A 15,119-nucleotide genomic window follows, 5' to 3' on the forward strand; every position below is an offset into this window, starting at 1 on the left:
TATAATGCTTAATAATTTTACATAATAAGTATAAACAATTGGTATTATATTTGTATTTGAAGTATAATAATAGTGAAAAATTGTAATTTCATCTGAAGTAAACATAATAATTTTTTGTGAGGTGATGTAGTGAAGTTAATAGCAAATTATGTATCAATTGCGAGAATATTTCTTTCCCTTACATTGGCTTTTACAAAACCATTAAGTATAGCGTTTTCTGTAATCTATCTCATTTGTGGAATTAGCGATGTCTTTGATGGATATATAGCAAGAAAAACCGAAACCACAAGCAAATTGGGCGAGAAACTTGACTCCGTTGCAGATTTGATAATGCTAGTGGTACTGATGATTGTACTATATCCCATCATTAATCTAAAAGTTCAAATAATTGTTTGGATTGTTATCATCGCAATAACCAGATTAGTGTCAATGATGGTGGTATTTGTAAAGTATAAAACTTTTGGGATACTTCATACTTATGCTAATAAAATTACAGGCCTTGTGCTCTTTGCATTACCACTATCATTCGATTTTATAGACCCAGATGTGTTTATGTATATAATTTGTGTGGTTGCAAGTATTTCTGCTATTGAAGAATTATTCATTCATCTATCTTCAACTGAATTGCGAATAAACAAGAAAAGCATATTCTCAAAACAAACATTATCTATATTATAAAGTTAAGAAAAATGCGTTACATTTAGATTAGTTGCGCTAGTATCAAAACTATGAGACATGACTGATATTAATCAGGCCATAAATATAAAAACACACCTTACGATACAAGGTATGTTTTATACATTTAATCTTCTTTACCATTAAAAATCCACTAAAGCGTCCTAAAAGATTCAAAAGTAGATTTATACTATTTGACTTAAAGAGGTGATGAATTTCCATCTGAAATTTCATTAAATAATATTGGCTTTAATGGAGTTATCGTAGAAATAGCATGTTTATATATCATCATTTGTTTTCCATCGCAATTTAATATTACTGTGAAACTATCAAATCCAGTTACATTTCCCTTTAGCTGAAAACCATTCATCAAATATAAAGTAACAGGTATTTTGTTTTTTCTTGACCCATTCAAAACTATATCTTGTAAATTATTAGTAGATTTATTCATAGGTTCACCTCCACAATTAGTATTTTAAGAATATTCTATAAATAAACTAAAAATCCTTTTAATTATATAAAAATATAGTAATTTATAGTTTATAATTTTTTCATAGAATTCAGCTGACTAACAATGTAATCTACAATTTTATCATCACTTTTGAAATCATCTTTATTAATCCAATTTATTCTTGGATCTTTTCTAAACCAAGTTAACTGTCTTTTAGCGTAATTTCTGCTTCCTTGTTTAATCATTTCTATAGCCTCATCTAAGGATATTTCATGGTTTAAATAATATAATAGCTCTTTATAGCCTATGCCCTTCATTGACTGCATATCTGAATTATAGCCCATTTTTTTAAGTTCTATAACTTCTTGGACTAAATTATTTTTTACCATTACATCTACGCGGGAATTTATTCTACTATATAGCTTTTGTCTATCCATATTTAGCACAAAATAATATACATTATAAGGGATATCTAAAATGTTTTGTTCCTCTTTAAACACACTCATAGGTTTTCCACTAATTCTATACACTTCTAAAGCTCTAATAACTCTTTTTAAATCATTAGGATATAATTTGTTAAAGGATTCTTCATCAATAACTTTAAGCAAGCTATGTACATGTTCATTTCCTTCTGTAACTGCAAGTTTCGTAAGGTAGTCTCTATATTCTTCATCCTTAATAGTCTCAGCAAAGCTATAATTATATATTAGTGAATTAATATAAAAACCAGTTCCACCAACTAACATTGGGAGTTTATTTTTATTAGTTATTAGTTCAATGGCAGTTTCAGCCTTTTCTTTAAATTCAGCCACACTAAAATTCTCACTTGGCTCTATTATATCTAGTAGATGATGAGGAACTCCATTCATATCCTCTTTCGATATCTTACCAGAACCAATATCCATAGATTTGTATATTTGCATTGAATCAGCTGATATAATCTCTCCATTTAGTCTTTGTGCAAGCTTTATAGAAATTTCTGTTTTCCCTATAGCTGTTGGACCTGCTAAAATAAATAAGTCTTTCATCTTTTCACCTTTTTTCTATTGTATTCTTTTAAATTTTTTTTCTAGTTCATTTAGTGTTATTTTTACTATTGTAGGTCTTCCATGTGGACACGTAAAAGGTTCGTCAATATATCTTAAATCATTAATCAGTTTATTTGTTTCCAATTCTGACAACTGATTATTTGCTTTTACAGCTGCTTTACAAGCCATTGACGCAATACGATTATACTTAATTTCTACAGTTTTACCCGTGCCCATATTTTTTAAATTATCCAAAATCTCATTAAAGAGATTTTTAATATCTGGTATGCCAAGTATAATAGGAACTTCCTTTATACTTATTGTGTTTTCACCAAATTCTATAATATCAAAACCAGAATTCTTAAACACCGCTTCATTTTCAATGTAGTGTGCATAATCATCTTGGCTAAGTTCTATTACTGTTGGAGTAAGCAAAATCTGGGATACCACTTCTGTTTTCATGATATCAATTTTATATTTCTCAAATAGTACTTTCTCATGAGCTGCATGTTGGTCAATTAAATAAAGCTCATTGTATGCTTCACCAATGATATAGGTTTTATTAAATTGCCCTATAATTCGCAGCTCAGGAAACTTTGAGATTTCAGGAATTTCATTTACTGAGGGAACCTTATGAGTATCATAATTAATACCATAGTTCTCTTTAATATTTTCACACGCATCTTCATTGGCTAATCCATTAGTAGTTACACTATGTGAATTATCCCACTCATTGTTTACTGTTTTATAATTAAAATCTAATGGGATTTGAACTTGTTTTTCTATTTCCTGCTTATCTCTTTCATCTATGACTATCCTGTTAAAATCATAAATTTGACTTCTCAAGGTATTTTTTTCTACTTCCTTTTCAACATAATTTTCATTTTCCTCTTCTGCTATAGTGAAATTACCTCGCAGGCTATCAGCAATTGCTGTATGCACTGCATCAAAAACAATTTTAAATACAGCTTTATCCTCTTGAAATTTAATTTCAGTTTTCTGTGGGTGAACATTTATATCTATATACTCAGGAAAAATGTCCAAAAATATAATAAAAAAAGGAAACTTATTTATAGTCAAAAAAGATTTAAAAGCCTGCTCTACCGCTGCGGTAATTAGACTGCTTTTAACATACCTTTTATTAACAAAAACACTTTGCCTATTTCTACTTCCACGACTTATTTCTGCATTACCGATGTATCCATGAACGGACATTATATCATTGAACTTTTCAAAACTTGTAATGTTATCTACAACCTCTTTGCCATATATATATCTAATGGTATCACAAAGATTTGTAGAGCTATAGGTTGCTATCCCCTTTTTACCATTATTCATTAGCTTAAAAGAAATTTCATTGTTGGCAAGTGCTAGTCTTCCCAAAATATCTGAAATTAAAGCTGCTTCTCTTTGTGGTGTTTTTAAGAACTTTTGTCTTGCAGGAACGTTAAAAAATAGATCCTTAACCTCTATAGTTGTACCAATATTACATCCTATTTCTTTAACGTATAGTATGTCCCCTGAGGACTGAGATATTTCTTTGCCCACCGTTGATTCCTTAGTTCTACTATTTAGTGTAGTTCTAGATACAGAGGCAATACTTGCTAATGCCTCTCCTCTAAAACCTAAGGTGTGTATATTATAGATGTCTTCAACATATTTTATTTTACTAGTGGCATGAGGTAAAAAGGCCTTTTCTATATCATCTATATGAATTCCAGCACCGTCATCAATTATTTTTATATTTTTTTGACCACCCTCGAAAATCTCCACGATAATATTTTTAGCACCAGCATCTATGCTATTTTCCACTAATTCCTTTACTACTGATGAAGGGCGCTCTACCACTTCACCTGCAGCAATTTTATTAGAAGTTTCAACTTCTAATATATTGATTCTCATGATAACTCACATCCTTCGCTATTTTATAGCATTTGCCATTATTATAGCAGCTTAGCTCTATTAACTAACTCATATAGCTTATTAAAGCCATCCATTGGTGTTAGATTAAGGATATTTATGTTTTTAATTTCCTTTAATATATTATCTTTCTCTATGTCCGTAAAATTAATTTGAATGACCTCACCTTCCAGTGTTTTAGGTGCATAAGCTATAGCCACTTCTTTCTGAGCAGTTTCGATAAGATTTTTATCATTCTTTTTATTGCTTTTTTTACTTGAAGTTTTCTTGTCAATTAAATCAATTTCCGTATTATTAAGATTCTCTAGTACTTCTAATATTTCATTTGCTCTGCTAATTACATCCTTTGGAAGCCCTGCCAGCTTTGCCACCTCTATACCATAGGATTTGTCAGCTCCCCCAGGTACGATTTTTCTTATGAACACAATTTCATTTTGGATTTTCTTTACAGCTACAGAATAATTTTTAACTCCTTTAATCATACCCTCAAGTTTTGTTAACTCGTGATAGTGAGTAGCAAATAAGGTTTTACTCCTCAAATTAGAATTCTTACAAATATATTCAATTACAGACCAAGCGATACTTAGTCCATCATAAGTACTAGTGCCCCTACCTACCTCATCAAGTAAAACCAAGCTTTTATTAGTTGCGTTTTGTAGTATATTGGATACTTCCCACATTTCTACCATAAAGGTACTTTTACCAGCAGCAAGATCATCTGAAGCTCCTATCCTAGTAAATATCTTATCACATATAGATATATCAGCTGATGCGCAAGGAACAAAGCTTCCTATTTGAGCCATAATAGTTATTAAGGCTACTTGACGCATATAAGTGGATTTACCAGCCATATTAGGTCCAGTTATTAATAATAGTTGATTATCCACAGTATCCATAATTGTGTCATTTTCAATAAAAGTATTGGTGGGCATCATTTTCTCAACTACAGGATGCCTTCCCCCTTTAATATTAAAAATACCCTTTGTATTTATTTCCGGTTTTGTATAATTATTTTCAAGGGCAATTGTAGCAAGGGAGCTTAAACAATCAATTTCTGATATTAACATCGCAGTATTTTTCATTCTTTCAACATGCTTTTCAATATCTTCCCGAATACCCGTAAATACCTCATATTCAATATTTACCAATTTTTCTTCTGCACCTAAAATCTTTTCTTCCATTTCCTTAAGCTCTGGAGTAATATATCTTTCTGCATTTGATAGTGTTTGTTTTCGTATATACCTGCCCTCAGGGATTAATGAAATATTTGCTTTTGTTATTTCTATATAATAGCCAAACACTCTGTTATACCCTACTTTTAAGGATCTTATTCCAGTTATGGTCTTCTCATCATTTTCTAAGGTAGCTATCCATTCCTTACCATTAGCCTTAGCAAGCCTTAACTCATCTATTTCAGCATTTAAGCCGCCTTTAATAATATTTCCTTCTTTAATAGAAATAGCCGGATTTTCTATAATGGACTTATCTAAAGTATCATATATATCTTTTAAGTCATCTAAGCCTAAAAATATTTTCCTCATTAATTTGCTATTAAGCCCTGCTAAGATGGATTTAACCTTTGGTATTTTTTCTATAGAATTTTTAAGAGAAATCAATTCTTTCGCATTAACATTTTTGGAAGAAATTTTTCCTACAAGTCTTTCTATATCATATATATCCGTAAGCACCTCTTTTAAATCTTCATGGGTGGATATATTACTTTTTAGTTCCGAAACAGTTTCTAATCTTTCTTCTATTAAATTTTTATTTATTAGTGGTTGATCTAGCCATTTACGTAGCCTTCTAGCCCCCATGGCAGTATTCGTTCTATCTAATACCCAAAGCAGAGAGCCTTTCTTAGTTTTATCTCTTAGTGTTTCCGTGAGTTCCAAATTCCTTCTAGAATTTGCATCCAGACTTACATAATCTAAAATATCATAATATTCTAAATTATCTATGTGTGACAGTGAATTCCTTTGAGTATCCATAATATAGCTGAGAAGTCCTGTAATACTCCTAAGTAATGCTTCTGACAGGGTGCTTTCACAAAAATTATGAAACTGGTTTTTTATTAAAGTATAGTCTTTGGTTATAAAATAATCATTTGGATAAGATGAATAGGATACACTAAATCTTTCTTTGATAGCACCCAGCATCTCTCCTGACATATCCTCTGATACAATAATTTCTTTCGGACTAAATTTTGAAATTTCATCTAATATATTAACAAGATTTAGTTTAGTATCTGTGCAACTAAATTCCCCCGTTGATACATCACAAAAACAGAGTCCACAGAAATTAGTTTTTTTATCAATGTAAATACTCATAACGTAATTATTTTTACTCTCTTCTAAAAAACCAGAATCAGTGTAAGTTCCTGGAGTAATTATTTTAATAATATCTCTTTTAACTATTCCCTTTGCCACCGCCGGATCTTCTACTTGTTCACATATAGCTACCTTATATCCTTTTGCAATTAGCCTACCCACATAGGTATTGGCTGCATGGTATGGAATTCCGCACATAGGTGCTCTCTTTTCTAGTCCACAGTCACGACCTGTAAGCACCAACTCTAATTCTTTTGCTGCAACTTCAGCATCGGTAAAAAACATTTCATAAAAGTCACCTAATCTAAAAAACAGTATACAGTCCTTGCAGGTTTCTTTTATGTCAAAATATTGTATCATCATTGGAGTTAATGCCAATTGAAATGCCCCCTTGCTTGTCTATGCGCCTAATATTTCTTCACCCATAAGTGAAAAAGAATGTGCATTGGTTATTTGAACTGATACCAGCTCTCCAATAGCTTTGTAATTACCTTCAAAGTTAACTAATTTTCCTGTTCTTGTTCTTCCAGTTAATTTACTTTTATCATTTTTACTAAAACCTTCAACTAGTACTTCTACAATTTTTCCTACATATTCTATATTTCTTTCTTTAGAAGTTCTATTAACAACTTCGATTAATCTATTAAATCTCTCATGCTTAATTTTATCCGGTACTTGCTCGAGCATTTCATCTGCTGGAGTTCCTTTTCTTTTAGAATAAAGGTACATAAATGCTAAATCAAATTTCACCTCTTCCATAAGACTTAAGGTCTCAGCAAAGTCTTCCTCTGTCTCTCCTGGAAATCCAACAATAATATCTGTACTTAGTCCAACACTCGGTAGTATATTTTTAATGTTTTTAACTAATTCCAAGTATTGCTCTCTATCGTAGTGTCTATTCATTTTATTTAGAAGATTAGTTGAACCAGATTGTACTGGCAAATGAACTTGTTCACAAATTTTATCACACTCAGCTATTACTTCTATTACTTCAATAGATAAATCCTTTGGATGAGATGTCATAAATCTTATTCTCTCTAAATCCTCAATATTGTTAATCCTTCTAAGTAACTCTGCAAAATTTATTTCAGGTATTAATCCCTTGCCATAAGAATTAACATTTTGACCAAGTACGGTTATTTCTTTATACCCATCTGAAACCAAAGTTTTTATTTCATTTATAATATCTTCTGGATTTCTACTTCTCTCTCTTCCTCTTACATAAGGAACTATGCAATAAGTGCAGAAATTATTGCAACCATACATAATAGTAACAAATCCTTTTATACTGCTTTCCCTGTCTATAGGCATTCCTTCTATGATATCTTGTTCTTTATCCCAAATTTCCACAATAGACGGTTCGCCGCCTTGTATTCTTTTTAAGTACTCAGGAAACTTATAAGCATTATGTGTTCCGATTATAATATCTACAAATGGAAATTTAGTGATTATATGTTTAGCCATGCCCTTTTGCTGCATCATACATCCAGTAACTGCTATTATAAGGTTTGGCTTTTGTTTTTTCATATTCTTTAAAGCTCCTATGTTTCCATCAACCTTTTGCTCTGCGTTTTCTCTAACACAGCAGGTATTAAATATAATTATATCAGCAGCTTCCTTATCCGTAGTTTTTTTATATCCCATAGGTATTAGCATTCCGGATAATTTTTCGGAGTCCTCATCATTCATTTGACAACCCCATGTTTCTATATAATAATTAAGTGTTTTATTCATTAGTTGATTCTCCTTTATAAAAAAAGTATTACCATCTTCCTATTATATATAATTTGTAGCTTTTTTAAAAGTCATTTTTAATAATTCAGAATATTTAATTATTAAAATAATTTACTTGAAATATATGTTTAAATAAGATTATAATAAAATTAGCTACTTTTGTATCATAATTCAATAAAATGTCACAATGTGGTTTTTTATATTCTATATATCTCCACCATTCGTTTTTTACTTCTACATTAAATTTCTATTCCTTGGGTAAACTACCTAAAAGGAGTGATTTTATATGTATGATGCAAAAAAAGATGAGTATTCTAGAGATAAACAATTACAATATGATTGTATATGTGACAGGAGTTATTTTTATATGTGCGCCCATAGCAATATGGTAAATATAAAAGTACCCTATGTACCTGTTGAAAACATAATAAGAGAATTTAAGTAGTTTTTAAATTTAGGACGGCAGGGTTGTGACCACATTTCGCTAGCTATTAAGCATTTTAATATGATACAATATTACAAAAGTTTAAATAGATTATATTTTTAGGGGGTATTTTTTATGAACAAACCAATACTATCAGAACATTTCAAGAAAAGGATGCCATCAGACGTCAGACTTGGGCAGATAAAATTTGGTGAGCGTATAATTAAGCCTGCGTTAGTCAATGTAGCAATTGGAAACGTTTCACTTCCAACAAATCCTGCTATGCAGAAAAGGATGTTTTCATTGGATTCACCCGAAAGTCCATTTTCAGAGGGTGTTGTAAGATATTCAGGTACTGCCGGTGTAGCTGAGGCTCAGGATGCATTTAAAAACATTCTTAAGTGTCAAGGTTTTGATACTAGTAAATTATTCGTTCAGGTAACCGATGGTGGATCCTCTGGTATGGAACTGTTATTACTGGGTGTTTGCGGAGCTGCTGGAACTGATGATAAACCTCTTATGATGATTGACCCAGCCTATACAAATTATATTTCTTTTGCAGAAAGGATCGGCCGTAAAACTATTACAGTAAAACGTCATTTAGGCGATGATGGCAAGTTCAGCCTTCCAGAGCTTGACAAAATTGAAGAGACCATTAAAAAGCACAATCCTTCAGCACTTCTTGTTATACCTTACGACAATCCTACAGGACAGCTCTACGACTATGCAACCCTTAAGGAGCTTGCTAAAATATGCGTAAAATATAATATGTGGATGATCAGCGATGAAGCTTATCGTGGACTGTTTTATGTTGATGGTGACCTGGTAAGCATCTGGGGAATCACTGATGCAGATGTACCTGGCATAGAAGGCAGAAGAATAAGCCTGGATACCGCATCAAAGGTATGGAGTGCCTGTGGTTTAAGGATAGGAGCTTTAATCACTGATAATGAAGAGTTCCATACTCAGTCAGTAGCTGAATATACTGCTAACCTTTGCGCCAATGTAATCGGTCAGTATATCTTCGGAGCACTGGCTCATGAAAGCAAGCAGCAGATTGATGATTGGTGCAAAGGCATTCGTGAGTATTACAAAAATATCATGTTTAAATTCTATAACGGCGTGAAGGAACTTGCCCCTGGCCTGATTGTTTCTAGCCCTGATTCAGCTATATATTCAGTAGTTGATGTCAGAAACATTGTAAAACCAGGATTTGATTCAATCGACTTTGTTATGTATTGTGCCCAGGAAGGCTCAGTGGACTTAAACGGAGTGGAAACAACTCTTCTGGTAGCACCTATGAAAGGCTTCTATGACATTAGACCAGGCGAGTCTAATCCTGGAAACACTCAGATGCGTATCGCATTCGTAGAAACTCCAGAAAACATGGAAAAGGTTCCTGAGTTATTCATTAAGCTTCTAAGTAAGTATGAGGAAGCACGCTAAATATGTATTAAAAAGGAGGTATCATTACCTCCTTTACTTTATTGAAATTTAGTTTTTTGCCAAGTATATAATTCCCTTTTAATATTAAATCCTAATGAACGATACAATTTAAACGCATCAACATTATTAGAATCTACCTTGAGGGATACTTTAGAAAATTCATTATCTCTAGCTATATTAAGCAAATAGCACAAAAGCACCTTTCCATAGCCCTCTTTTCTATACTTTCTTACGATTCCAAAATTTACTATGATTGCCACCTTATCTTCAACTATAATTTGACCATATCCAATGGGTATTCCGCCTAGTTCAATAAATATTGCACCCTTATCAAAATAATATTCCTGCGCTTCATCATAATAAATATCCTCTATATTTATTGGAATTCTATTATCGTTGTTAAATATCTCATTTTGTAATAGGCAACGTGCTTTTTCATCTTTATCCTTTTCTACTATAGAAAAAGTAATATTATTAGGAGCAGATGCAGTAACATATTCTGTACACTGCGTTTCTAGTTCTATAAACCCTTTAGCTCTTTTAAACCCTAGCTTACTTAAAATATCTATATTTACTTCATTATCTTCACATTCATAAGTTATTAAACTATCATTTTTCAGTGGATTAATTAAAGTTTCATAATAATAAATTAAATTGTTATCCTGGATTACATTTATTGAATTAATGGAACTATGATGTTTATTATGTTTTTCAAACCATATATAACCTATATAGTTATTCTTTTCTTTTTCTTTTTCTATTAGAAGGTTTACATTTTTCCTTAAAAATATTCTTTGTATAATATTACTATTATCATACAACTGAAAGAAATCTTTATTCGACAAACTAAAGTTAGTATTAAATTGAAAAATTTTTCTAAATTTATTAATGTTTTTTAAAGTTAGACTTATTGATTTATACATTTATCTTACTCCATTAAATTTTATTTTTTTGATTACCAATAAATTATAATACATTTCTAATTATAAATCTATTAATAATATTTTTACAATAAATTTATTATAATTTATAATTTATAAATATTCTTCTAAAAAAATCAAATAATCACCAAAAAATTTCTGTTGATTTTCATTATAACTTACTATCCTGTTTAATTTATGCAAATATTTACTCTCTGACCATTTTTTTTGATTTATATATCTTCTGTATCCAAGCTTCCAGAATTTTTGCGGAAAAATTATTAATGCAAACATTATCTCTAACTCTTCTTTACACAATCTATTTATGGAATTATAGGCTTCAATTAAAACTTTAGCAAAATTAAAATCCCATCCATAAGATTTTTTGAACATCAATCTCCTAATAAGCGTTCCTAAATCATTTATTTGCAAGTCAATCATAATATTATCAAAATCAGTTATGAAGTATTCTCCCTCCTTTTTAATTATATTCTGATTATTAAAACTATTAAGGCATATTGTCTTTTGATCATTTACTACTTTTGATAATTTATAATATTGTGACTCGTATAACATATTAATGGCTGACAACCCTCTACTATAGAAGTTATCAATTCCCTCTAGAAAAAGTACATCAAAATCATTCTTTATCCTTTTGCTAATAATTATTTTTTTAAATTTTTCAAGATTATTTAAATTACTAGAGAAAATCTTTGGCCAATTTTTTAAGTTTTTTTCTATGTGAATTTTGTTATGGTCAATCTTATTTGTTGTATTATGAAATTGCGCTAAGAGTTTTATACAATTTACAGCTTCATCAATATCAGTTAAATCACATTCATAGCCTTCTAGCCATTCTGTTAAGTAAAATATATTGCTTTTATAACTTACATAAAAAGATCCCTCTTTTGTTCTATAATACTTAGCTATATTTGAAAACTTATGAAATAAAAGCTCTTCTGTTAAAATACAACTGTTTTTAGCTTTATTTCTTCCATGTTTCATTTTCTTTAAACAGAAATTGCCAATATCTGTTGTAACTTTGTATTCCCCTCTAATTTTTTCAGCACTTACTAACTGGATATTATACTTATGCATTACAGTTCTTAATATTTGCATCTCTTTATTTGCAATTATTTTAATGCCCTCAGTTTTCCTTGTATTCCCTTTCAATTTTTTCTCTCCCTAATAATAGTGCTATTAAATTATATTAATTAAATTTATTTAGTATTCAATAATTTGCAAATAAGATATTTACTTATATTTTTTTACCTTCACAGCTCTACTAACACAATAAACTACAAAAAAATGTGTAGCATAATTTTATACTACACGTTTTTCGAGATTTTATTTTTATAAAAAATGTTATACTCTTATAAATCTATTTATCAGAATTCATTTTTATAATTGCTTCCTTAATAACCCAATCCGGTGTAGACGCTCCTGCTGTAACCCCTATATTTTTAAAATTTGCATCTTTTATAAATGCATCCGGGATACCTAACAAATTTTCTACATGTACTGTGTTTTCGCAATTTTTTTTACATATTTCATAAAGTTTTGTAGTGTTTGAACTATTAAACCCACCAATAACTACCATAGCATCAACTTTTGTTGAAAGTTCCTCTGCAGATTTTTGACGCACTTCTGTTGCACTACAAATAGTATTAAATGCAACTATTTCCTTACTGGTTTTTATAACCAAAGTTAATATCTCTTCCCAAGTAGCTTGCCTTTCAGTTGTCTGAGCTACAACACATACTTTATTGGGCATATTAAAATTTGGATCACCACTCTTAAGTATTAAAGCCGAATCATTACACCATCCATTAATTCCAATAACTTCTGGATGATTTTTATCTCCTACAATAATAATACTATATCCCAAATCGTAGTATTTCTTTACCTTCTTGTGAATATTTTCTACATAGGGACATGTTGCATCTATTATATTAAGCTTGTGCTTCTTTAAAATATTTAACGCTTCTTCAGATACTCCGTGTGATCTAATAATGATTGTATCATTTTCTTCTAAGCTATGAATATTATCAAGCTCTATAGGAAATATTAGATTTTCTTTTAAAAAATCTACAACATCATTATTATGAATAAGCGGTCCCAGTGTGTATATTACACTTTTGTACTTGTCTTTCATTTTTAAGGCTGTATCTACTGCTCGTTTAACTCCAAAGCAAAAGCCAGCTGAATCTGCAAGTGTTATTTTTTTCATTCTGACTCCTCCTTCTATAAGCTATTTCACAAAATACTAATCAATATTTTTAATATTTGAATTAATATAATGTATCATTTTTTGCGCTACACCATCAATGTCTAAATCATTAGAATCAATTTCTATAGCATCTATGGCTTTTTTAAGTGGACTAACTTCTCTATGGGTATCAATATAATCTCTTTTCATAATATCGCTTAAAATAGTGTTATAATCAACCTCTATATCCTTTGAAATTAATTCTTCATATCTTCTCTTAGCCCTTTCTTCACTACTAGCAGTTAAGTAAAATTTAAAAGTAGCGTCCACAAGCACAACAGTACCAATATCGCGGCCATCCATAATAACATTGAATTTTTTAGCTATATCTTGTTGTAATTTTACAAGAATCTCTCTAACTTTGGGAACCGCTGCATACTTTGAAACATTGTTACTTATAATCGGAAGATTTATCATATCTGTCAAATCTTCATTGTTAACAATTAAATGATCCCTCTCAAAATGCATTTCTAAGGATTCCACTATTTTAACTAATTCATCTATATTATTTTCTGATATATTTGCATTCATAGCTTTTACTGTAACTGCTCTATACATTGATCCTGTGTTAATATACATAAGATTGAATTTTTCACCTATTATTTTAGCAATAGTACTTTTCCCTGCACCTGCTGGTCCATCTATTGCAACTGAAATTCTCATTATATTCCACCCACCCTTTATAAACATGATAATATTAGTCCTTTCCTACATTATTTCCAGCCAAATATCCCGTGGACAATGCTATTTGAAGGTTATAACCTCCTGTATATGCATCTACATCTATCATTTCGCCTGCAAAATAAAGATTATCAATTACTTTTGATTTCATAGTAGACGCATCTATTTGCAGAGTGTCTACTCCACCACTAGTTATAATTGCTTCTTCAATTGGACGAAGACCCTTTATGTTAAGAGGCAAATTCTGAAGTAAATTCACTAAGACTTTTCTTTCTTCTTTAGTAATAGAATTCACCTTTTTATTTTCATCAATGTTAGATAATTGAATTATTGTATTAATTAATTTACTAGGAAGTAAATCATTTAATGAGTTCTTAAAAGCTTTGTTTGCATATTTTATGAAATCACTTTGAATTCGCTTATCAAGTTCAACTTCACTTAAAGCTGGTTTTAGATTTATGAAAGCTTTTAATTTTACTCCGTCTTTCACAAAACTACTGGCACTTAAAACAATAGGGCCTGAAATACCATAATGAGTAAAAAGCATTTCTCCAAACTCTTTATATACACACTTATTTTTACTATCAGTAATCCTTAATTCTACATTCTTTAGAGAAAGACCCTGTACCTCTGGAATCCAAGCCTCCTGAAGCTCTATTGGTACAAGAGATGGTCTAGGTTTAATTATATTATGCCCTAAAACGCGAGCATAAGATAATCCTTCACCAGATGAACCTGTTTGTGGATATGATAAACCACCAGTACATAAAATAAAGTAATCCCCTAATACAATACTTCCATCACCGAGCTCAACTCCAGCAATTTTTTGATTATCTCTAATTAACTTTTTCACTTTTGTGTTTAATAGTATTTCAACCTTTTTATTTTTTAATTCCATATTAAAAGCTTTTATAATATCTGAAGACTTATCTGACTGCGGGAATACTCTATCTCCTCTTTCAACTTTAAGGTTAACTCCCAATTCTTCGAAGAACTTCATTGTATCTTCGTTAGTAAAGGAATATAGTGAACTATATAAAAAATGAGGATTACATGGTATATTTTCAAAAAAATCACCGATATCCTTCGCATTTGTAATATTGCATCTACCCTTACCTGTTATATAAAGTTTCCTTCCTAATTTTTCATTCTTTTCAATGAGTACCACTTCGTGTTCTGATGAAGCTGTAACAGCTGCCATCATACCTGCTGGTCCTCCTCCAATAATAATTATTTTTGACACT

The 15,119-nt window shown here is 30.5% G+C and carries 12 protein-coding genes and 1 pseudogene; 3 read left to right on the plus strand and 10 right to left on the minus strand.

The window, feature by feature from the left end; all coding sequences use genetic code 11:
* Positions 1-129 precede the first annotated feature (129 nt).
* A complete protein-coding gene (locus KPL50_RS00580) occupies positions 130-678 on the plus strand; it encodes a CDP-alcohol phosphatidyltransferase family protein (RefSeq protein WP_216296495.1) in 549 nt (182 codons plus the stop codon).
* A 196-nt stretch (positions 679-874) separates the two neighbouring features.
* Here KPL50_RS00580 and hfq read toward each other — a convergent pair whose 3' ends face one another.
* The 5 genes from hfq to miaB form a co-directional block, all read right to left on the minus strand.
* A complete protein-coding gene (gene hfq / locus KPL50_RS00585) occupies positions 875-1,126 on the minus strand; it encodes an RNA chaperone Hfq (protein WP_216296496.1) in 252 nt (83 codons plus the stop codon).
* A gap of 89 nt (positions 1,127-1,215) precedes the next feature.
* The gene (miaA, locus tag KPL50_RS00590) at positions 1,216-2,154 is read right to left on the minus strand and encodes a tRNA (adenosine(37)-N6)-dimethylallyltransferase MiaA (RefSeq protein WP_216296497.1); all 939 of its coding nucleotides are present in this window, start codon (positions 2,152-2,154) and stop codon (positions 1,216-1,218) included.
* A 15-nt stretch (positions 2,155-2,169) separates the two neighbouring features.
* Entirely contained in the window at positions 2,170-4,056 is a 1,887-nt protein-coding gene (mutL, locus tag KPL50_RS00595) for a DNA mismatch repair endonuclease MutL (RefSeq protein ID WP_216296498.1), read from the minus strand.
* 41 nt (positions 4,057-4,097) lie between these two features.
* Positions 4,098-6,779, minus strand: coding sequence for a DNA mismatch repair protein MutS (gene mutS / locus KPL50_RS00600; RefSeq protein WP_216296499.1), 2,682 nt, complete (start codon positions 6,777-6,779; stop codon positions 4,098-4,100).
* A 21-nt stretch (positions 6,780-6,800) separates the two neighbouring features.
* A complete protein-coding gene (miaB, locus tag KPL50_RS00605; protein ID WP_216296500.1) occupies positions 6,801-8,135 on the minus strand; it encodes a tRNA (N6-isopentenyl adenosine(37)-C2)-methylthiotransferase MiaB in 1,335 nt (444 codons plus the stop codon).
* Positions 8,136-8,421: 286 nt separating this feature from the next.
* Here miaB and KPL50_RS00610 point away from each other — a divergent pair, with 286 nt between their 5' ends.
* Together KPL50_RS00610 and KPL50_RS00615 are read left to right on the plus strand one after the other, a co-directional pair.
* The gene (locus KPL50_RS00610) at positions 8,422-8,580 is read left to right on the plus strand and encodes a hypothetical protein (protein WP_216296501.1); all 159 of its coding nucleotides are present in this window, start codon (positions 8,422-8,424) and stop codon (positions 8,578-8,580) included.
* 114 nt (positions 8,581-8,694) lie between these two features.
* Entirely contained in the window at positions 8,695-10,005 is a 1,311-nt protein-coding gene (locus tag KPL50_RS00615) for a pyridoxal phosphate-dependent aminotransferase (RefSeq protein ID WP_216296502.1), read from the plus strand.
* A 38-nt stretch (positions 10,006-10,043) separates the two neighbouring features.
* Here KPL50_RS00615 and KPL50_RS00620 read toward each other — a convergent pair whose 3' ends face one another.
* The 5 genes and pseudogenes from KPL50_RS00620 to KPL50_RS00640 form a co-directional block, all read right to left on the minus strand.
* Complete coding sequence (locus KPL50_RS00620; protein ID WP_216296503.1) at positions 10,044-10,928, minus strand: GNAT family N-acetyltransferase; 885 nt, start codon at positions 10,926-10,928, stop codon at positions 10,044-10,046.
* 111 nt (positions 10,929-11,039) lie between these two features.
* Entirely contained in the window at positions 11,040-12,098 is a 1,059-nt protein-coding gene (locus KPL50_RS00625; RefSeq protein WP_253200394.1) for a CotS family spore coat protein, read from the minus strand.
* A gap of 214 nt (positions 12,099-12,312) precedes the next feature.
* Positions 12,313-13,155 (minus strand): annotated as a pseudogene (locus KPL50_RS00630) (4-hydroxy-3-methylbut-2-enyl diphosphate reductase); the annotation flags it as partial.
* Between the two features lie 36 nt (positions 13,156-13,191).
* Positions 13,192-13,857, minus strand: a complete 666-nt coding sequence (gene cmk / locus KPL50_RS00635) for a (d)CMP kinase (RefSeq protein WP_216296505.1) — start codon at positions 13,855-13,857, stop codon at positions 13,192-13,194.
* A 34-nt stretch (positions 13,858-13,891) separates the two neighbouring features.
* Positions 13,892-15,118 (minus strand): NAD(P)/FAD-dependent oxidoreductase, encoded by a 1,227-nt coding sequence (locus KPL50_RS00640; RefSeq protein ID WP_216296506.1) that lies wholly within the window; start codon positions 15,116-15,118, stop codon positions 13,892-13,894.
* Position 15,119 lies beyond the last annotated feature (1 nt).

It is taken from the genome of Clostridium sp. CF012, from assembly GCF_018861755.1.
GTDB lineage: Bacteria > Bacillota > Clostridia > Clostridiales > Clostridiaceae > Clostridium_AD.

Bases quoted from the DNA above. Each gene is read 5' to 3' on its own strand.
- hfq (WP_216296496.1), bottom strand. From the start codon at position 1,126: ATGAATAAATCTACTAATAATTTACAAGATATAGTTTTGAATGGGTCA.
- miaA (WP_216296497.1), bottom strand. From the start codon at position 2,154: ATGAAAGACTTATTTATTTTAGCAGGTCCAACAGCTATAGGGAAAACA.
- mutL (WP_216296498.1), bottom strand. From the start codon at position 4,056: ATGAGAATCAATATATTAGAAGTTGAAACTTCTAATAAAATTGCTGCA.
- miaB (WP_216296500.1), bottom strand. From the start codon at position 8,135: ATGAATAAAACACTTAATTATTATATAGAAACATGGGGTTGTCAAATG.
- KPL50_RS00610 (WP_216296501.1), top strand. From the start codon at position 8,422: ATGTATGATGCAAAAAAAGATGAGTATTCTAGAGATAAACAATTACAA.
- KPL50_RS00615 (WP_216296502.1), top strand. From the start codon at position 8,695: ATGAACAAACCAATACTATCAGAACATTTCAAGAAAAGGATGCCATCA.
- KPL50_RS00620 (WP_216296503.1), bottom strand. From the start codon at position 10,928: ATGTATAAATCAATAAGTCTAACTTTAAAAAACATTAATAAATTTAGA.
- cmk (WP_216296505.1), bottom strand. From the start codon at position 13,857: ATGAGAATTTCAGTTGCAATAGATGGACCAGCAGGTGCAGGGAAAAGT.